Below are 18868 nucleotides of genomic sequence, written 5' to 3'. Positions count from 1 at the left end.
CGAGCAGCGCTGACCCGCGACCGTCCCTTGTGGACGCGCCACTTGGGACCACCGTTGCCATCGACGCATGCACAAGCGCCGTCGCCGCACGCGGCGGCACGGGGAGAGCTCTCCGGCAACGCTGTCCAGAGGGTCTGGCTGTGGGTGCGCTCCATAGCCGGAGGCGGCGAAGCGGGAGGGGTTGGCCGGCGCGGCCGGGGGGACGGGACCCTTCCGGCCGCGCTGGACACCGTCCGAATCCGTTCCCGTTCCTGAACCGGAAGGAAAACCATGCCCAGCCAACGTCCGATGCACCCGTCCAGCCGAACGCGCAGAGACTCCCGATACTGGTTACGCCGCCTGGCCGTTGCCGTGCCGGTGGCGTCGCTGTCCGTCGGGTCGTTCGTCATCGCCGTCCCGGCATGGGCCGCGCCGACGAGCACGCCGGCCACCCTCACCCCGGCACCTCCCACCGGGACCAACAACTACTACCGGGGCCCGGTCACGCTGAACCTGTCCGCGACCGACGCGGCCAACGGTGTCCAACGCCTGGAGTACAGGCTCGGCAACGCGGCACCGTTCCAGACCGCGACGTCCGCGACCGCCCCGTACCCCTCGACGCTGACCGGCTCGGTGCAGATCACCCAGCAGGGCACCACCACGGTCGGCTACCGCGCGGTCGGCGGCGACGGTTCGGCCGAGGCCGTCCGCACGATCACGGTCCGGATCGACACCGTCGCCCCGGTGGTCAGCTGGCCCGGCATCGTCGACGGGCACGTCGGCCACACCGCGACGCTGATCCCGACCCGGACCGATCCCGCGCCCGGCTCCGGCGGCGTCTTCATCCACCGCATGTGGATCGACGAGACCGAGACGACCCCGCTGCCCGTCGCCACCTCAGCCCTCGCCACCGGGGCGCACACGATCAGCGTGGTGGCCAGCGACGCCGCCGGCAACGCGGCGCGGTTCGACCAGACGTTCGTGGTGACCACGTCGTTCGCCGACCTCGACACCCTCATCGGCGGTTTCGCCGCCGGCGGCGCGATCAGCGCGGACCTCGGGGCCGGACTGCGCGCCAAGCTGACGGAGGCGGCGAGCCTCGCGGAGCAGGGCAACACCAACCAGGCGAAGCGGGCCCTCAACCAGTTCGTCGCCGCCGCGCAGGGCGCACCGACCTCCGGCGCGGTCCGGGACACGCTCGTCGGCGACGCTCGCTACCTGCAGGATCAGGTCACCGGGAAGCTGCCCGGCGACCCGCCGACCGGTATGACCGTCACGCCGGCCGCCGGGCCCAACCCGATCGCACCGGTAACGCCGCTCGCGGCCTCGACGAACTTCCCCGGCGCCACCTACCGGGTGCTGTACTTCTCGGCCACCAAGGGCTTCCGGCACGACCACATCGCCGACACCGCCCTGCTCGTCCAGCAGTGGGGTCAGCAGCACGGCTTCGACGTCGACATCTGGGACCCGAGGCTGGCCCCGGCGTCGCTGTCGAGCACGCCGTTCACCTCCGCCGCCGACCTTGCGAAGTACAAGACGATCATCTTCGGCTCCCCGGTGGACGGGACCAACGCCGGCAGCGCACCGGCGGCGGACGCGCTCAACGCCGACGAGCTGGCCGCGTTCAAGGGGTACATCCAGGCCGGCGGCGGATACGTCGGGCTGCACGGCGCGTCCGACGCGATCCACAACGTGCCGTGGTACCGCGACCTGGTCGGGGCCTGGTTCACCAACCACCCGGGCGGCCAGAACGGTGAGGGCACCTGCGGCAGCTGCATCAACGTGCGGGTCAACACCGAGGACCCGACGAACCCGGCCACCGCGCACCTGCCGGCGACCTGGCTCACCATCGACGAGCTGTACAACTTCGACCACAACCCGCGGGCCGAGGTGCACACGCTGCTGAGCCTTGACGAGTCGTCATACCGCCGCAGTCTCAACAGCGGCAACGCCGCGAACGTCCCGCTGGCGCTCATGGGCGGCGACCACCCGATCGCATGGTGCCAGAACTACGACGGCGGCCGCCAGTTCTCCCTCATCCTCGGCCACGATCGCGCGCAGTACTCCCGTGAGTCATTCACCAGGATCCTGCTGGCCGGCATCAGCTGGACCGCAGGCCAGACCGAGGCAAACTGCTCGACCTTCCGGCAGACCCGCACGCTGATCACCACCGGCACCGCGGCCGGCACGCTGGATCCGGAGTCCGCCGCAGCGGCCACCGCACTCCTCGACGATGCCCAGGCCGCCTACCTGCGGCTGGACCACAACGCCGCGATCACGTCGCTCAACAAGATCATCGCACTGGCCGGCTCGCCCGCCGCCGGCACAGCTCGCGGCGAGCTCGACCGCCAGGCCCGCGAGTTGCGGGACTGGATGATGTCCTTGAAGTAGTCCCGCGCCGACCGCAGTGAACCCGGACGCCGGTGGGGTGTGCACCCCGCCGGCTTCCGGCTAGGCCGCCTCCAGGCTGACCCGGCGCGTCCGCGTGAGCATGGCGGAGAAGTCGTCGGCGGTGACGGGCCGGCTGAAGAGATATCCCTGGATCGCCGGGCAGTCGGCGGCCCGGAGCGCTTCCCAGTCGGCCAGGTCTTCGACGCCCTCGGCGACCGCGGACATGTTCAGCGAGCGGGCCAGCCAGAGCACGGCGGAGATGATCGAGGACTTGCGGGTGTCGTGTGCCAGCCCGGCGACGAACGAGCGGTCCAGTTTGACGATGTCGGCGGGGACCGACTGGAGCCAGGTCAGTGAGCTGTACCCGGTGCCGAAGTCGTCCAGGGCGATCCGGACGCCGACGGACTTGATGGCGTGCAGCCGGTCCCGCAGGTCCACGGAGGTGGACAGCAGGGCCGTCTCGGTGATCTCCAGGACCAGCCGGGCCGGGTCGTCCAGGCCGCTGGCGGTCAGCAGCCGGACCAGCATCGGCACGAAGCCGGGCTCGGACAGCTGCCGCGGGCTGACGTTGACCGACACGTACCCCAGCTCGTGGCGCCATCGGTGCAGGTGACGCAGGGCCTGAGCCAGCACGTGCTCGCCGAGCGGGACGACCAGGCCGGTCTCCTCCGCGGCCGGGATGAAGTGGCCGGGCGCCAGCAGCTCGCCGTCGGCGGTCCGCATCCGGACCAGCGCCTCGGCGCCGACGATCTGCCCGGTCGCGGGCGACACGATGGGCTGGAACCAGACCGGCAGGGTGGCCTCGCGCCGGCCGTCCAGGGCCTGCCGCAGCCTGGACTCGGCGGTGATCCGCTGCTGGACCGCGACCCGCATCTGCTCGTTGAAGATTTCGAGGCGGTTGCCGCCGGCGCGCTTCGCGGTGTACATGGCGGTGTCGGCGGCCAGTACGGCCTGCTCGGCCTGCCGCGGGCCGAGTGCCTGCGCCAGACCGATGCTCAGCGCAACCTGCAGGTGCCCCGCGGCCACCGGCAGCGGCTGGTCCAGCGACGCCAGCACCGCCTGGCCGATGTCGAGGCCGCGCTGCAGGGAGCCAGGAAGCGCGATCACGAACTCGTCGCCGCCGAGCCGGGCGATCAGCGAGCCGCGGGGCACGGTCCGCTCCAACCGGGCGGCGAGCGCGCGCAGCACGTCGTCGCCGGCGGCGTGGCCGGACCCGTCGTTGATCGTCTTGAATCGGTCCACGTCCAGATAGAGCACGGACACCGGCCCGTCGCTCGCGTCGAGGAGCTTCACCAGGTCCACCTCGAACGCCGACCGCGACAGCAGCCCGGTCAGCGCGTCCTGGCGCACCTGACGGCGCAGCGCGGCCTCGTGCTCCTGCTGCCGGGTGACGTCCAGGCAGTGCACGAAGATCGACTGCAGCCGGCCCCGGCGGTCCCGCAGCCCGTTGCTGTGGATCTCGATCCAGATCACTGCATCGTCGTCGTGGCGCCGGTACGCCCGGGTCACCGTGGCCGCGTCGGGTGCCGTCATCAGTTCCTGGAACAGCGTGTCCGGCCCGGGGGCGACCGGGGTCAGCGGAATCTGATCGACGGTGAAGTCCGGCGGCAGCTGCTCGGGCAGGCCGAGCCAGCTGCGGTACGCCGAGTTGGTGCGCAGCAGCCGGCCGTCGGGAGCGAGCATCGCCATCGGCACCGGGGTCTGGTCGAACGCCACGCTCAGCTGCGCCTGGCTTGCCGCGAGACTGTCCTGCGCCCGGCGCTCCTCGGCCTCGGTGAGGCTCCATGCCACCACCTGGAACGCGGCGGCCAGCAGCACGGCAAGGCCGTGCAGCAGCGCCCAGATCCACGGGTGGGCCATGGCGCTGTGGTGATCGTAGGTGTGGTCGCTGACGATCGTGCCGAAGACCGCGTGGTGCAGTGTCGTGCCGAGCAGGAACGCGCCGAACGGCATCCAGTCGCGGTACAGCGCCAGCGCGGCGACCACGATGAAGAACGAGAAATGCGCCTCGGTCAGCCCGTCGCACATGGCGACGAAGCCGCCGCACGCGAAGGTGAACCCGACAGCGATGAGGGTCGAAGGGGCCCGGCGCGGGCGCAGCTGCACCGCACCGACGAGGCACGGCAGTACCAGCAGGACCGTCACCACCCAGGCCGTACCGAGCGTGTGACGCACCACACCGAAGGCGGTCAGGGCCAGGACGGACGAGGCGAGCAACATCGTCAGCAGACGGTGGCGGCGCGCCCAGTCCTCGTCGCGCAGGCCACCTCCGGCCGGAAGCCAACCGCGCATAGTCTGCCTCCTGTCCCAGTCCATGTCAGGAGGCAGATCGGCCCTGTCCCGCCGCAGCTGAGCGGTCCACCGGTTGCGGCCCGGTTGTCCGCCGGACCTGACAGGCACCGCAACGACAGCCGGACACCTCCTGTGATGCGACACCCAGCGGCCGGGCTGTCGTGACGTTCGGTCGGCGCGCTTGCGTCTGCCGGCGTCCCGTCCGACTCGGGACTGCCGCCCGGTTCGGATCAGGACCGGCGTCCCGGCTCGGACTGGACGTTGGGCCAGAGTTGGTGTCAGGTGGCGGCGGCCGCGTTGAATGCGGGCACCCGCGCTCATAGCGTCAGGCCATGTCTGGTGAATCGTGGCTGCGGCGCATCCTCGCCGCCGCCCTCATGCTGATCGGCACCGTGGTCTTCGCCGCCCCCGCGCAGGCCGCGCAGTGCACCGGCTTCGCGTGTTACCGGTATTGGGCGGACTTCACGGTCGCGGCGTGGACGGTGCCGGCGTTGCCGATTCCGGTGGCTCCGGGCGAGACCCACACCTACACGGTGCGGGTGACCAGCACCGGCTGGCGCACCGGCGGGATGACCGGACCCGTCGAGTGGCCCGAGGGCCCCGCCCCGCTTGAGGTGTTCGTGGTCTGGGACCCGGCATCGGATGAGGAGTTCATCGTTCCTCGCGCCGGGTCGTTCGACGGCGGCTGGCGCATCGGTGGCTGCGGCGCCTACCACTGGCCCGGCCTTGCCTGCTACGGCAACAACATGCCGGTGGGGTCGTACAGCCAGTTCACCTACGTGTGGCAGGCCCCGCCCGCACCGGGCATCTACACGTTCACGATCCTGATCGACACTCCCAACTTCACCGAGTACAACGAGAACAACAACAGCATCACGCTGACCTACGCGGTGGGCTACCTCGCCTGAGGAGCCGCCGCGCGAGTGCCCCTGGAAGGCGGCTACGGCTGGCCGAGCCCGGCCCGGCGGGCCTGCAGCATCGCTTCGGCCCGGTCTGCCACGTGCAGCTTGGCGAAGATGCTGGAGACGTGGTTGCGCACGGTCTTCGGGCTCAGGTGCAACTGTTCGGCGATGCGGGCGTTCGGGTGGCCGTCGGCGAGCATGCCGAGGATCTCCCGCTCGCGGTTGGTGAGGTCCGCGAACGCGTCGGCCGGCTTGGGTCTGGCGAAGTGGTCGAGGACCCGCTGCGCGATGTTCTGCCCGAACACCGCCGCACCCGAACCGACCGCGTGGATGGCGTGGACGACCTCGGCCGGCCCCGCACCCTTCAGCAGGTAGCCGCGGGCACCGGCCCGCATCGCGGCGAACACGGACTCGTCGTCGTCTAGCATGGTCAGGATCAGCACGCCGACGGCCGATGTCTCGCGGGTGATGGCGCGGGCGGCGTCGACCCCGTTGACGCCCGGCATGTGCAGGTCGAGCACGGCCACGTCGGGGAGCAGGGCCGTCGCGAGCCTGATCGCCTCCGCGCCGCCGTCCGCCTCCGCGACGCACGTCAGCGTCGGCTCGGTGTCCAGCAGCTGGCGCATGCCGGCGCGGAACACCGGATGGTCGTCGGCGACCAGGACCCGCAGCGGGCCCGCACTGTCGGACATGTAGCACCGTCCCGCGAAGTCGTCCTTGAATGCCTCACGATGCGGGGGGACACGTCCCGGCGTCAATGGGACGCGAGTCCCGATCCGACCGGGGAGGATGGCGTGTGATGGCGGTCAGGACACGACCGTGGCTCACAACAGGGTTGATCGCGGCGGCGGGCGTCGTCGCGATGCTGTGGGTCGTGTTCGCGCGCCTGGCCGCGCCGGCCGACGGCACGGTGGCGTACCCGAGCGCGCCGCCGTGGGGTCCCGACGGCGTGGTGATCCAGGAGGTGCACGCCGAGGGCAGCCCGCTGCGGCCGGGCGACCGGGTCGTCGCGGTGAACGGCGTCCCGCTCGCGGCGGGACCCGTCGGCGACGTGGGCGACCGGCCCGTGTACCGGGTGGTCCGCGGCGGCGAGACGCTGGAGCTGACCGTGCCGCTCGTGGCGTACCCGATCCGGGACGTCCTGGGCGACCACGCGGCGGTGCTGCCGTTCGTCGTCGTCGAGCTGGTGGTGGCCGGGTTCGTCGTCCGCCGCCGTCCGCGCGACCCGGCGGCGCGGGCGCTGTTCGGCATCGCCGTGCTGCAGGCCGCCGGCGGGGCCGCGTATCCGTTCGCGAGCCAGGTCGTCGACGTCGCCACCGGGCGGCTCTGGCCCACCGTTGTGAGCGACACCGCCAACGCGCTGCTCTGGGGTGCGATGCTGCATTTCGCGACGGTGTTCCCGAACCGGTGGCCGATCCTGCGGCGCCGCCCCCGCCTGACGGCGCTCGCCTACGTCATACCGTTTCTCCTGTACGGGCTGAGCCTGGCCATGGGGTTGCCCGGCGCCAATGCGCTGCAGCGGCTGGGCGTCCTCGCCGCCGTGTCACCGCCGGCGGCCAACGTGCTGCCCGTCGTCATCGTCGCCGCCCTCGTGACGAGCTTCGCGCTCGCCAAACGTGACCCGGCCGCCCGGCAGCGGATGCGGTGGCAGGTGTACACGTTCGGGTTCGGTGTCGCCGCGTACCTGGGGCTCGGCCGGCTCCCCGAGTGGCTCACCGGCCGGCCGCTGCTCGGCTGGGACGTGCTGACACTGTTCTTCCTCCCGTGCCCGATCGCGCTCGGCGCGGCCGTGCTGCGGTACCGGCTGTTCGACATCCAGGTCATCCTGCGGCGCTCCCTGGTGTACGGGCTGCTGTCGGCCGCGCTGGTGCTCGGTGCGCTCGGCGTCGCCGCCGTGCTGAGGCTCCTGTCCGGCCGGCCGGTCGACCCGGTGCCGTTCGCCGCCGCCGTGCTCGTCACCCTCGTCACGGTGTCCGTGGGCCGGCACCTGCGACGCGTCGTGGGCCGGCAGGTGTTCGGCGACCGGGACGACCCGTACGAGGTACTGCGCCAGCTCGCCGACACCCTGGAGTCCACCTCGTCGCCGCAGGCGGTGCTCGACCACGTGACCCACACGCTCGCCCGCACGCTCCGGCTGACGTACGTGGCGATCGAGGTGTCCGGCGGTCACACGTCCAGCCACGGCACGCCGTCCGCGGCACCGGCGACGATTCCGTTGCTGTACCAGGATGAACACAACGGCCGGCTGGTGCTCGACACGGGACCGCTGCACGAGCCGTTCGGCGAACGCGACCGGCGCCTGCTCGACGCGGTCGCCCGCCAGGTCGGCGTCATCGCGCACAACCTCGTGCTGGGCGAGCGGCTCCGGCGCTCCCTGGAACGCACCATCACGGCGCTGGAGGAGGAGCGGCGTCGTATGCGCCGCGACATCCATGACGGGCTCGGGCCGACGCTCGCGTCCGTGACCATGCGGCTGGAGCTCGCCCGTTCCCTGATGCACACCGACCCGGCCACGGCCGACGTGGTGTTCGACGGCCTCGTGCAGACCCATCAGCACGCGCTGCGGGACGTCCGCCGGCTCATCGACGGGCTGCGCCCACCGGTGCTCGACCAGCTGGGCCTGGTGCCCGCCGTGCGGGAACGCGCCGCCCGGCTCAGCGGCGGCGTGACCATCACCGTCGAGGCCGGCGAGGACGTGGCGTCGCTGCCCGCCGCGGCCGAGGTCGCCGCGTACCACATCATCTCCGAGGCGCTGACGAACGTGGTCAAGCACGCCGACGCCACCGGGTGCGTCGTGCGGCTGCGCCGCGATGACGACCTGCGCATCGAGGTCGCCGACGACGGCGTGGGCCTGCCACCGGACTACCACGCCGGGGTGGGACTGCGCTCGATCCGTGAGCGCTGCGCCGCACTGGGCGGCAGCGCCGACATCCGGACCCGTGACGGCGGCGGCACGCTCGTCACCGCCCGGCTGCCGGCAGGCCCGCGCCATCAGCAGCCACCGGGTGACGACGGGCGTTACCGCAGCACCGCGGCGAGGTCGCCGGCCCCCGCGGATCCCGGTGCCACCGCGGACATCGACCGAGCGGGCCCCGGCTCAGCGACCGCTCCGGCGACGGCCGGCGGCGGCTGAACCCCACGTCGTCGTCCGGCTCAGGGCAGTGCAACCGCCCGCTGCACCGCGGCGGTCAGCAGGCGGCGGTGTGGCTGACCGACGAGGAGTTCGCCGTGATGGTCGCCGAGATCGAGCACGCGGTCGTGTCAAGGGTCGGCAACGCCCGCGACGGCGGCCGGATCCGCCGCGTCGTCAGCCTCGTCGTCGTGCCGGACGAACCCACGACGTGACCGGTCCCGAGCAGTGCCCGCACGCCGAGGACCGGGCCCCCGTGGACGATCACGGATGGCCCGGTCCGGCGGTAGCTGCACCAGCGTGCCGTTGGTCTGCGACGCGTTCGGCACGTCGATGCACCGGCCTGACTGCGAGCCGACGATCTCTCTCGTGCCGCCCGGCATGCTCGGCGAGGTGCTGGCGGACGGCGACACGGGCCGGTGGGGGCTCGAGGCCGCGCGGCTTCGAACCCCCACCGGCGGGGGTCACGGGCTGGTGCAGGTGATGCCGCTGGGTGGCGTGCTGGCACCGGTGGCGGTGAATCCGAATGTCGTCGTGGCATTCGCCCCGAGGGCGCCGTTGTAGACGGCGTTGCGGACGGTGATGGCGCCGGTGGTGCCGGTGTTGACGCCGTTCCACAGACTGCTGATGGCCTGGCCGCCGGCGAGGCTGAACCGGGTGGTCCAGCCGCTGAGGGTGGTGGAGCCGTTGTTGGCCACCGTGAACTCACCCTGGAAGCCGCCGGGCCAGTCGTTGATCATGCGGTAGGTGGCAGTGCAGGTGCCGGGCTGGCCGCTGGGCGGCGGGCTGCTCGACGGGGAGGCGCTCGGCGAGACCGGCGGCGACGACGACGGCGGCGGGCTGCTCGGCGGGGTGGTGTTCTGGAACTGCGAGAAGAACTTCCAGATCTCCCCCGACGTCCACGTCCGGGCGTCGTTGGGCGAGCCCGACCCGTCCACCGGGCTGGGCGTGTGGTCACCGTCGAACGCGGCCCACTGGACCGGGTACCCCGACCGGCACCCGGAGTAGGTCGTGGTGATGTGCGTCAGGCTCCCCTGCGACGGCTCACGCGGACTCTGGGCGGTGCAGCCGTTGTTGCGCACGAAGGTGTCACGCAGCGACCGCCCGCTGCTGATGTTGAGGACGCTGTCGTGCGTGCCGTGGATGCCGAAGTAGGCCACGGGCTGGGTGCCGCCGCTGCAGCCGCTGAGGTTCGCCCCCGACAGGACGCTGACCGCCCGGAACACCGTGGGCCGGGCGCAGGCGATCGCGTAGCTCATGGCGCCGCCATAGCTCCAGCCCAGGGCGAAGAGCTGCGTCGTGTCGACGCACAGGCTGCTCTCGATCAGCTTGGTGAGGTCGTCGACGAGGGTCAGGTCCTGGCCGTTGGTGTTCGCCCAGCCGTTGTTGATGCCCTGCGGCGCCACGAAGATCGCACTGTTGCCGGACAGCGGCTGCAGCCCGTAGAAGCCGGCCGAGGACACGTTGCCGGCCGAGCCGTTGAGCCAGTGCAGCGCGAAGATCAGCCGGTACGGCCGGTTGCTGTCGTAGTTGTCGGGAACCCGCAGGATGTAGGTGCGGTTCTGGCCGCTGCTCTGGATCGTGCGGGTACCGCTGCTCAGCGCCGGGGACCTGCCGCATCCGGCGGTGGTCGCGAGCACGCCGTTGGTCGCGGCTTCCGCGGTGGCACCGCCACTGGTGAGGGTGTGGCCGGCCACGACCATGATCAGCGCGGCCAGCGCCGCGAGCACCGGCGCGCCGTATCTGCGTTTCGACACCGCACTTCCTTTCGTCCGGCCTGGGGTCCGTGCCGTCCGCCGGGCACGTTCAGGCATTCTCGAATCAGTTCACGCAGACTCATCGATGACAATGAAATGCGCGACAGCGGGGCCGGAATATGCGCGGCACGCACGAGTCCCGCCATGAAAGTTGCAGTGCCGAACGAAATCCGGAGACCCGCCGTGACGCCATCGATGAATGGTGTCGGCGTTCGTTTCCGGCAGCCGGAACCTTGGCATTTAAAATGTGTTATCAACCGGGCCTCCCGCGAGTCGGGTGGAATGCTTTTATGCCGCCGAACACCACCATTCGGGCAGGATCCGCGGCGCATTCCCGGGTCCCTCGGCGGGCCGCGCCACGCCTCGGATCTTCCGGAGCCGCCGGCCGCGCCCCACGCACAGGGGTTTCGAAAGCTTTGACACCGCCGCGAAGGTCGCCCAATACTGGCGCCATCGATATCCGTCAACACCGGGCGCCGACCGGGTTGTCGCATGCTGCCCATGTTGAGGAGGAACGCGCGCACCATGAACATGCGTAGCCGTCTGCTCGCCACCGCCGCCGCCGTCTCGGCGGCCGCGGCTCTCACCACCTTCGTCGTCGGGGCCGCCTCCCCGGCGAACGCCGCGACCTGCAACGGGTACGTCGGGCTCACGTTCGACGACGGCCCCGGCAACAACACCGGCAACCTGCTCAACGCGCTGCGCCAGAACGGGCTGCGGGCCACGATGTTCAACGAGGGCCAGTACGCCGCCCAGTACCCGGCCCAGGTCCGCGCGCAGGTCAGCGCCGGCATGTGGGTCGGCAACCACAGCTACACCCACCCGCACCTGACCCAGCAGAGCCAGGCCCAGATCGACTCGGAGGTCTCCCGCACCCAGCAGGCCATCGCCAACGCCGGCGGCGGCACCCCGAAGCTCTTCCGCCCGCCGTACGGCGAGACCAACTCCACCGTGCAGTCGGTCCTGTCGCGCTACGGCCTGACCCAGATCATCTGGGACGTCGACTCGCAGGACTGGAACAACGCCAGCGTCGACGCGATCGTCCAGGCCAACGCCCGCCTCACCAACGGCCAGATCATCCTCATGCACGACTGGCCGGCCAACACGGTCGCCGCGATCCCGCGCATCGCCCAGGGCCTGGCGGCACGCAACCTCTGCGCCGGCATGATCTCCCCGCAGACCGGCCGGGCGGTCGCCCCCGACGGCACCAACCCGACCACCCCGCCGCCGACCACCCCGGGCGGCGGCACGTCGCAGCCGCCGAGCTCGCCGCCGCCGGCGGGTGGGGCCTGCTCAGCGACGTACGCCGTCACCAGTTCGTGGCAGGGCGGATTCCAGGGCTCGGTCACGGTGAGCGCCGGGAACGCCGCCATCTCACGGTGGACGGTCAAGTGGACGTTCGCCAACGGCCAGACGATCAACCAGCTGTGGAACGGCACCCTGAGCACGTCCGGCTCGGCCATCACCGTGACGAACGTGTCGTACAACGGCACCGTCCCAGCCGGCGGCACCACCTCGTTCGGCTTCACCGGCACCTGGAACGGCACGAACGCCGTGCCCGCACTCACCTGCACCGTGTAGTCGCGGCCGGTCCCGCCCTGGGAACGTCCAGGGCGGGACCGGCCCTGGGCCACGGCGGCACGTCCGGCGCCGGCGCGACCGCGACGGCCGTCATCGCTGCGGCGGGACCGTCTGGAACATCCGGTACATGAGGATCAGCGCCGGGATGAGCAGGACCGCACCGATCGCGACGGCGACCAGCACCGCGGTGAGGGTGGCCCGGCCGGCCGCGGCGTCGTCGATGGTGAGGTGCGCCGGCAGCACGTACGGGTACTGCCCGGCCGCCCAGCCGCAGAGCACCGCGGTGACGGCGGCACCGGCGGTGATACGGGCCCAGATGTACCGGCGGCCCAGCAGCAGCCCGATGGAGACGGCACCGGCGGCCGCGGACAGCACGATCGGTGCCAGGCCGCGGCCGAGCAGCTGGTCGAACAGCGCGGGTGCGTCGCCGCGCAGGACGAAGATGCCGGCGACGGCCACCGCACCAGTGACGACGGCGGTGATCAGCGCCCGGACGCGGAACACGTCGGCCAGGTCCGGCGCCTCGCGGCGGGCGTCGCCGCACAGGAAGGCGGCGGCGAGGTAGGCGCAGGACAGCACGGCCAGCACCCCGCCGAGCACCGACGTCGGGTTGATCCAGCTGGTCAGCACGTTGCCGGCGGCGACGCCCGGTGGCACGCGCCCGGAGGCGATGCCGCCGACCATCGCGCCCAGGAAGAACGGGGTGACGACCGACGACAGCGCGAACGAGCCGCCGAGGAAGCGTTGCATCGCGTGGGTGGTCGCGGTCTTGCGGAACGCGAACGCCCCGCCCCGCACGATCATCCCGAACCCGGCGAGGGTCAGCGGGATGTACAGGGTCGAGGCGACCGCGGCGAACGCGGGCGGGAACCCGGTCCACAGCACCACGAGCACGAAGATCAACCAGACGTGGTTCGCCTCCCACACCGGCCCGATGGAGTGCTCGATCAGGGCGCGCTGGGGGCGACCCTTGACGGAGCCGCCGGCGAGGAGGTCCCAGATCCCGGCGCCGAAGTCGGCGCCGCCGAACAGGGCGTAGGCGATCAGCGCCACGAACATCACGGCGAGCACGGCGTCGGGCAGGTTCATCCGGCCTGCCTCTCGCCGTCCAGCGGCTCGGCGGCGGCCTCCTGCGGCGCCACGGCGGCGTCGTGGTGATGGGCGAGGCGCCGCAGCGTGTACACGGTGAGGAACGTCAGCACGGCGTACACGGCCAGCACCGCCCACAGACCCAGGTACAGCCCGGGCGCCGAGCTCACCGCGTCGGCGGTCCTGAGCTTGTCGTAGACGACCCACGGCTGGCGGCCGACCTCGGTGGTGACCCAGCCCGCCTCCATCGCGACGATCGACGCCACGCCGGACACGGCGACGCCGCGCAGGAACCACCGCGATCTGGGCAGCCGCCGGTGCCGCAGCCACGTCCAGGCCATCGCGAGCGTGATCAGCATCAGGGCGGAGCCGATGCCGACCATGACGTTGTAGGACAGGTGCACGACGTTGACCGGTGGCCGCAACTGCGGTGCGACCGCTTCCAGGCCGACGACCCGACCGTCCGGGTCGTGGGTCACCAGCAGCGACAGCCCCCACGGGATCCGCAGCGCGTACCGCAGTTCGTCGCCGGTGTAGATGCCGCCCAGCGACAGCGGCACGCCGGTGCCGGTGCGGTACAGGCCCTCCATCGCCGCGAGCTTGACCGGCTGGGTCTCGGCGACCACGTTGGCGATGTAGTCGCCCACCCCGATCTGCACCGGCGTCGCGATCGCCGCCAGGGTCAGCGGGATCACCAGGCCCAGCCGGTGATAGCGGGTGCGCCGGCCGCGCAGCATCCCCACCGCGTAGATCGACGCGACGGTGAAGCCGACCACCATGAACGCCGCAATGATCATGTGCAGCCACTGCGCGGCCGTGGACGGGTTGAACATCGCGTCGATCACGTCGACGTCGACCACGCGGCCCTCGGCGTCGATGGTGAATCCCTGCGGGGTGTTCATCCAGGCGTTCGCGGAGATGACGAAGAGCGCCCCGGCCACGCCGGCGGGGATGATCGGCAGGCCGGTGAGCAGGTGGGCCCGCGGCGACAGCCGTCCCCAGCTGAACAGGTAGATGCCGAGGAAGATCGCCTCGATGAAGAACGTGAAGCCCTCCAGGATGAACGGGAAGCCGAACACCGCGCCGAAGCGCTCCATCAGCCCCGGCCACAGGATGCCCATCTCGAAGGACAGGATCGTGCCGGACACCGCGCCGGCGGCGAACATCACGCCCATGGCCTTGGCCCAGGTGTGGGCCAGCCGCTCCAGGTCGGCGTCGGCCCGCCGGTGCGCCCGCCACTCCGCGAACAGCACCAGCGCCGGGAACGTGATCCCGAAGCAGGAGAAGATGATGTGCCAGCCCAGCGAGAACGCCATCTGCATCCGGGCCGGGTACAGGTTGTCCGCCGCATCGGCCAGCAACTGGTGATCCACATGTCCTCCCGGCGTGACCCGGCCGCGACGAAGGCCGTAAGGACGACACTGGCCGGTTTCCGGCGGCGTAAACCTGCTCACCTGACCGCCGGTGGTCATCTCGTCCAGGCGAGACGGATTGCCCCGCCCCGGCGCCATGCTTCGGATTGGTCACCGAAATGATCGAGCCGGGACGTGCCGGCCTGCAGAAGGGAACCGATCCGCCATGTCACTCGCACCGTTCTCCTCCCGGCAACGCTATGCCGGTGGACGTCTGGCACCGCTGCACCGCTGGGACCCACGCCGGGAGATCGACGACATCTCCACCCGGTTCAGCCAGCTGATGAGCAGCTTCATGGGCGAACCGGGCGCCGGGTCCGGCGCGGGGCTGTGGTCGACGCTGGCGCCGGTCGACATCGAGGAGACCGACGACGCCTACATCGTCGACGTCGATCTGCCCAACGTGAACCCGCAGGACGTCGACATCCAGATGCGCGGCGAGGAACTGCGCATCACCGGGGAGTTCCAGCAGCGCCCACGCAGCGGCGTCATGCGCCGCCAGCTCCGCGAATCGGGCGAGTTCGAGTACCAGGTGGAACTGCCCGGCAACGTCGACGCCGACCAGGTCGACGCCAACTACGTCAACGGGGTGCTGACGATCACCGTGGGCAAGGCACAGGAGTCCGCGATGCGCAGGATCGAGGTGCACACCTCCGAGGAACGCCCACGGCAGGCCGGCATGCAGTCGTCGAAGGGAGGTGAGCAGCAGGCCCGCCGCAAGGAGTGACCACCTCCCGACGCGGGTGCACACCAGCGCGTCTCCGGCCACCACCGGCCGGAGACGCGCCGCGTCCACGCCGCACACTGCAAGTGAGGGCCCGGCATGGCAGCACACACCGGCGGCAGCGCGGCAGGCGACTCCCCCGCCGCGGGTGAGCGTGCGGCGTTCAGGGCTCCCTTCCTGGCGTTGGCGCTCGCCGCCGGTGTCGCGGGCATTCTGGACGCGTTCGCCCTGACCCGGTACGGCGTCTTCGTCGCCAACCAGTCGGGCAATGTCGTCCACGTGGGCATGGGCCTGGTCGGCCACGATCCGTCCTGGCCGGCGTCGGTGGCTTCGATGGCCGGCTTCGCCACCGGCGCCGGCGTCGCCTTCCGGCTGCGCGGCCGCGGCGGACCGGATCACCGGTCACCGGCCGCCGTCGAGCTCTGCATGACGATCGGCGCCCTCCTGCTGTGGGCGGGCATCGACGTGGCGCTGGACCGGGGCCCGGTTGCCGGCGTCCGGTGGGTGGTCCTGGTCGTCATCGGCGGGTTCTCCATGGGGTGCATGAGCGCCCTGATGGTCCGAAGCGCCGGGACCGCCGTCAACGCGACGTACCAGTCGGGCACGGTCGCCAAGACCGGGGAACGCATCGCGGCGTGGATCACCGGTACCGGTCCCGCACGCACGGGCGCGCGGCACGCCTCGTTGCTGGGAAGCATCGGGATCGCCGGCTATGCCACCGGCGGCGGCGTCGGCGCCCTGACCCAGCGCCATCCGGTGTGGACGTTCGCCGTCGCGGTGTCGATCCTGTGCATGCTGCTGCTGTCGCTGACGGCACGCCGCCCGCAACCCGGAACGCGAAGGGCCGGCCCCGGATGAAACGGCCGCCACCACCGCGCTCATCCGCCCCGGGTGGTCCGGCGCGACGCGGGCCCCTGGCACCCCTGGCACGTGAGCAAATTGTCGTGTGAAGGTCGTCCTGGTGGTCATCGGTGGCGGGATCGGTGCCCTGCTCCGCTACCTGCTCGGGCTCTCTCTGGCGCCGCCGACACCACCGGACTTCCCGTGGGTCACCTTCATGATCAACATGGTCGGCGCGTTCGGGCTGGGTGCGCTCATGACGCTGCTCGCGGCCGGCCGGTTGAACGCCGCCTGGGCGAAGCCCTTCCTGTCCACCGGCGTCCTGGGCGGTTTCACGACCTGGTCCCACTTCATCGTCGAGAGCGACCAGCTGATCGGGGCCCGGCGCAGTGGGCTCGCCATCATCTACCTGGTGGTGAGCATCGTCGCCGGCGTGATCGCGGCGGCGCTCGGCGCGCGCCTGGTGGAGTTGCGCACCGGCCGCCCGGCGGGAAGCCCCGTCTGATGTGGGTGGGGATCGGGGTCTTCCTGGCCTGCGGGCTGGGCGCGCTGTGCAGGGGCGCCCTCGACGCGACCGTCATGCCGTGGTGGAAGGCTCGGGTGCCGGCGTCGAGCAGCGCGTTCCCGGCCAGCACCTTCCTGATCAACGTCTCCGGCGCGTTCGTGCTCGGCATCGTCACGGGCTTCGCGACCGCGGACACGTCCGGCGCCGTCCAGGACTTCGCCACGATCGCGGGCGTGGGTTTTCTCGGTGCGTACACGACGTTCTCGACCGAGGAGTGGCACACCCTGGGCCTGCTGCGCAAGAACGCCGGTCTCGAGGCCTTCAACGTGCTGGGCAGCCTGGCCGCGAGCCTCGTGCTGGCGGCCTTCGGCCTCTGGCTGGGTGGCCTGCTCTGACGAACCGGCTGCCTGCACGGTCCTGACACGGACCCTTCCACCATGCGCCGGTGAGGTCCCCCGGCGATCCAGGTTGCAATCAGCGCACCGGGGGAACTTCGCGGGTGTCCAGCCGTGACGCCGGTCCCCATGCGACCCGGACGCCGGCCCACCGACCTGATCCCGCTGTCCCGGAAGGAGCTGTCACATGCCCACACCGATCATCGTGAACGGCGCCGACACCGCCTGGGTGCTCGTCTGCGCGGCGCTGGTGTTGTTCATGGTCCCAGGTCTGGCGTTCTTCTACGCCGGCCAGGTGTCCAGCCGCAACACCCTGGCTATGCTGCAACAGAACTTCATCCCGCTCGGCATCGTCAGCATCACCTGGATCCTGCTCGGCTACACCATCGCGTTCGGCGACGACGCCGGCACCGGCCTCGTCGGCAACGTGAAACTGTTCGGGCTGATGCACGCCGGCACGACACCCGCGCCGGCGCCCGCGTTCCACGTCGTCGCCCCCGGGGTCGCCATCCCCACGCTGGCGTTCGTGGCGTTCCAGATGATGTTCGCCGTCATCACCCCGGCGCTCATCACCGGAGCGACCGCGGGACGGCTGAAGATCGTCGGCTGGGCGGTCTTCATCGCGGTCTGGTCGGTGATCGTCTACGCGCCGATCGCGCACTGGCTCTGGCACCCCGGCGGCTGGCTGGCCAGGCTCGGCGCGCAGGACTGGGCCGGCGGCATGGTCGTGCACACCTCCGCGGGCGCCGCGGTGCTGGCGATCCTCCTCGTGGTCGGCCGCCGCAGGAACTGGCCGCAGACCGGCACCCTGCCCAACTCGCTGCCCCTGACGATCGTCGGCGCCGGCGTGCTGTGGTTCGGCTGGTTCGGCTTCAACGCCGGCGACGGGCTGCGCGCCGACACAATCGCGGCCCAGGCGCTGCTCAACACCCACATCGCTGCCGCGGCCGGCCTGATCGCCTGGCTGCTGCTGGAGCGGTTCACCAGCGGCCACGCGACCGTGCTGGGAGCCGTGTCCGGCGCCGTGGCCGGGCTCGCGACCATCACCCCGTGCGCGGGATACGTCAGCACGCTGTCCGCGCTCGCCATCGGCGTCGTCGCCGGCCTCGTCTGCCAGCTGGCGATGCGGGTGAAGTTCCGCCTCCGGTTCGACGACGCGCTCGACGTCGTCGCCGTGCACTTCATCGGCGGTGTCCTCGGCTCGCTGCTGCTGGGCTTCTTCGCCGACCGCGCCGCCAACAGCCTCGGCGCCGACGGCCTGTTCTTCGGCGGTGGCGTGGGCCTGCTGTGGCGGCAGGCCGTCGCGGTCGTCGCGGTGGCGGCGTTCTCGTTCGTCCTGACCTGGATCATCGCCGTGGCGATCCAGAAGAGCATCGGCCTTCGCGTCCCGCCGGCCGACGAGGATCGGCTCGACCGGGTACAGCAGGCCGTCGAGGCATACCACCTCGACGCGGTCTCCGGCCTGCCCGGCTCGAGCGGCCCCGGGGCGGCACCGCAGCGCCCGGTGCCGGCCAGGGCGGCCGCCGGCGGCCCGGACTCCACCGTCAGCCTCGTCACCGGGCTGCTGGACCCCGAACGCGTGCACACCGACGAACTCGAGGACGCACTGTCACGGGCCGGCGCCGCGTCGGTCGTCGTCACCGAGGCCCACGCCGCCGTGGAGTCGCCGCAGGCGCAGACCGTCCGCGGGTACCGGCGAAACCTCGAGCTCGTCAGCCGCCTGCGCATCGAGGTGCTCGTCCCGGACCGCAGCGTCGCCATGGTCCTGGACGTCTTCGACCGGTTCTCCGCCGAGCATCCGGAGGGGTTCGTCCAGGTCGTCAAGCCCAGCACCAGCATCCAGCGCGAGCACGGCGCAACACCCTGAAACC

The 18868-nt window shown here is 71.5% G+C and carries 15 protein-coding genes; 10 read left to right on the top strand and 5 right to left on the bottom strand.

Annotated elements, in window-relative coordinates; genetic code table 11:
* Window positions 1-270: 270 nt before the first annotated feature.
* Window positions 271-2370, top strand: a complete 2100-nt coding sequence (locus tag OHA72_RS26485; RefSeq protein ID WP_327010494.1) for a ThuA domain-containing protein — start codon at window positions 271-273, stop codon at window positions 2368-2370.
* A 60-nt stretch (window positions 2371-2430) separates the two neighbouring features.
* Here the strand turns inward: OHA72_RS26485 and OHA72_RS26480 are convergent, their stop codons facing one another.
* A complete protein-coding gene (locus OHA72_RS26480) occupies window positions 2431-4662 on the bottom strand; it encodes a putative bifunctional diguanylate cyclase/phosphodiesterase (protein ID WP_327010493.1) in 2232 nt (743 codons plus the stop codon).
* 332 nt (window positions 4663-4994) lie between these two features.
* Here OHA72_RS26480 and OHA72_RS26475 point away from each other — a divergent pair, with 332 nt between their 5' ends.
* Window positions 4995-5570 carry a hypothetical protein gene (locus OHA72_RS26475; RefSeq protein ID WP_327010492.1) on the top strand — a complete coding sequence of 192 codons (576 nt, stop codon included), beginning with the start codon at window positions 4995-4997 and terminating at the stop codon, window positions 5568-5570.
* A gap of 32 nt (window positions 5571-5602) precedes the next feature.
* Here OHA72_RS26475 and OHA72_RS26470 read toward each other — a convergent pair whose 3' ends face one another.
* Window positions 5603-6256: a response regulator gene (locus OHA72_RS26470; RefSeq protein WP_327010491.1), complete on the bottom strand. Its 654-nt coding sequence runs from the start codon at window positions 6254-6256 to the stop codon at window positions 5603-5605.
* Between the two features lie 107 nt (window positions 6257-6363).
* On the opposite strand from OHA72_RS26470, the gene OHA72_RS26465 reads away from it, so the two are divergent.
* The gene (locus OHA72_RS26465) at window positions 6364-8697 is read left to right on the top strand and encodes a sensor histidine kinase (protein ID WP_327010490.1); all 2334 of its coding nucleotides are present in this window, start codon (window positions 6364-6366) and stop codon (window positions 8695-8697) included.
* Between the two features lie 68 nt (window positions 8698-8765).
* On the top strand, window positions 8766-8909 hold the full coding sequence (locus OHA72_RS26460; protein ID WP_327010489.1) for a hypothetical protein: 144 nt from the start codon (window positions 8766-8768) through the stop codon (window positions 8907-8909).
* Window positions 8910-9158: 249 nt separating this feature from the next.
* On the opposite strand, the gene OHA72_RS26455 is transcribed toward OHA72_RS26460, so the two are convergent.
* Complete coding sequence (locus OHA72_RS26455; protein WP_327010488.1) at window positions 9159-10451, bottom strand: CE1 family esterase; 1293 nt, start codon at window positions 10449-10451, stop codon at window positions 9159-9161.
* Window positions 10452-10982: 531 nt separating this feature from the next.
* Between OHA72_RS26455 and OHA72_RS26450 the strand changes: the two genes are divergently transcribed.
* Window positions 10983-12032: a polysaccharide deacetylase family protein gene (locus OHA72_RS26450; protein ID WP_327010487.1), complete on the top strand. Its 1050-nt coding sequence runs from the start codon at window positions 10983-10985 to the stop codon at window positions 12030-12032.
* A 90-nt stretch (window positions 12033-12122) separates the two neighbouring features.
* On the opposite strand, the gene OHA72_RS26445 is transcribed toward OHA72_RS26450, so the two are convergent.
* Both OHA72_RS26445 and OHA72_RS26440 read right to left on the bottom strand, forming a co-directional pair.
* Window positions 12123-13121 (bottom strand): cytochrome d ubiquinol oxidase subunit II, encoded by a 999-nt coding sequence (locus OHA72_RS26445; protein ID WP_327010486.1) that lies wholly within the window; start codon window positions 13119-13121, stop codon window positions 12123-12125.
* Entirely contained in the window at window positions 13118-14494 is a 1377-nt protein-coding gene (locus OHA72_RS26440; RefSeq protein ID WP_327010485.1) for a cytochrome ubiquinol oxidase subunit I, read from the bottom strand. The genes OHA72_RS26445 and OHA72_RS26440 overlap by 4 nt, the downstream gene beginning before the upstream one ends.
* Window positions 14495-14699: 205 nt before the next feature.
* Here OHA72_RS26440 and OHA72_RS26435 point away from each other — a divergent pair, with 205 nt between their 5' ends.
* The 5 genes from OHA72_RS26435 (at window position 14700) to OHA72_RS26415 (ending at window position 18864) form a co-directional block, all read left to right on the top strand.
* On the top strand, window positions 14700-15260 hold the full coding sequence (locus OHA72_RS26435; protein WP_327010484.1) for an Hsp20/alpha crystallin family protein: 561 nt from the start codon (window positions 14700-14702) through the stop codon (window positions 15258-15260).
* Window positions 15261-15356: 96 nt separating this feature from the next.
* Window positions 15357-16115 carry a YoaK family protein gene (locus OHA72_RS26430; protein WP_327010483.1) on the top strand — a complete coding sequence of 253 codons (759 nt, stop codon included), beginning with the start codon at window positions 15357-15359 and terminating at the stop codon, window positions 16113-16115.
* A gap of 88 nt (window positions 16116-16203) precedes the next feature.
* The gene (gene crcB / locus OHA72_RS26425) at window positions 16204-16602 is read left to right on the top strand and encodes a fluoride efflux transporter CrcB (RefSeq protein ID WP_327010482.1); all 399 of its coding nucleotides are present in this window, start codon (window positions 16204-16206) and stop codon (window positions 16600-16602) included.
* Window positions 16602-16997: a fluoride efflux transporter FluC gene (locus OHA72_RS26420; protein ID WP_327010481.1), complete on the top strand. Its 396-nt coding sequence runs from the start codon at window positions 16602-16604 to the stop codon at window positions 16995-16997. Before crcB ends, OHA72_RS26420 begins: the two co-directional genes overlap by 1 nt.
* Before the next feature lie 187 nt (window positions 16998-17184).
* Window positions 17185-18864: an ammonium transporter gene (locus OHA72_RS26415; protein WP_327010480.1), complete on the top strand. Its 1680-nt coding sequence runs from the start codon at window positions 17185-17187 to the stop codon at window positions 18862-18864.
* The last annotated feature ends 4 nt before the right edge of the window (window positions 18865-18868 follow it).

It is taken from the genome of Dactylosporangium sp. NBC_01737 (assembly GCF_035963215.1).
Taxonomy (GTDB): domain Bacteria; phylum Actinomycetota; class Actinomycetes; order Mycobacteriales; family Micromonosporaceae; genus Dactylosporangium.
The sequence above is the reverse complement of the archived record's forward strand: the minus strand, read 5'-3'. Positions and strand labels throughout refer to the sequence as shown.

Excerpts from the sequence above, each read along its gene's own strand:
- OHA72_RS26485 (WP_327010494.1), top strand. The coding sequence starts at position 271 with ATGCCCAGCCAACGTCCGATGCACCCGTCCAGCCGAACGCGCAGAGAC.
- OHA72_RS26480 (WP_327010493.1), bottom strand. The coding sequence starts at position 4,662 with ATGCGCGGTTGGCTTCCGGCCGGAGGTGGCCTGCGCGACGAGGACTGG.
- OHA72_RS26475 (WP_327010492.1), top strand. The coding sequence starts at position 4,995 with ATGTCTGGTGAATCGTGGCTGCGGCGCATCCTCGCCGCCGCCCTCATG.
- OHA72_RS26470 (WP_327010491.1), bottom strand. The coding sequence starts at position 6,256 with ATGTCCGACAGTGCGGGCCCGCTGCGGGTCCTGGTCGCCGACGACCAT.
- OHA72_RS26465 (WP_327010490.1), top strand. The coding sequence starts at position 6,364 with ATGGCGGTCAGGACACGACCGTGGCTCACAACAGGGTTGATCGCGGCG.
- OHA72_RS26450 (WP_327010487.1), top strand. The coding sequence starts at position 10,983 with ATGCGTAGCCGTCTGCTCGCCACCGCCGCCGCCGTCTCGGCGGCCGCG.
- OHA72_RS26445 (WP_327010486.1), bottom strand. The coding sequence starts at position 13,121 with ATGAACCTGCCCGACGCCGTGCTCGCCGTGATGTTCGTGGCGCTGATC.
- OHA72_RS26435 (WP_327010484.1), top strand. The coding sequence starts at position 14,700 with ATGTCACTCGCACCGTTCTCCTCCCGGCAACGCTATGCCGGTGGACGT.
- OHA72_RS26430 (WP_327010483.1), top strand. The coding sequence starts at position 15,357 with ATGGCAGCACACACCGGCGGCAGCGCGGCAGGCGACTCCCCCGCCGCG.
- OHA72_RS26420 (WP_327010481.1), top strand. The coding sequence starts at position 16,602 with ATGTGGGTGGGGATCGGGGTCTTCCTGGCCTGCGGGCTGGGCGCGCTG.
- OHA72_RS26415 (WP_327010480.1), top strand. The coding sequence starts at position 17,185 with ATGCCCACACCGATCATCGTGAACGGCGCCGACACCGCCTGGGTGCTC.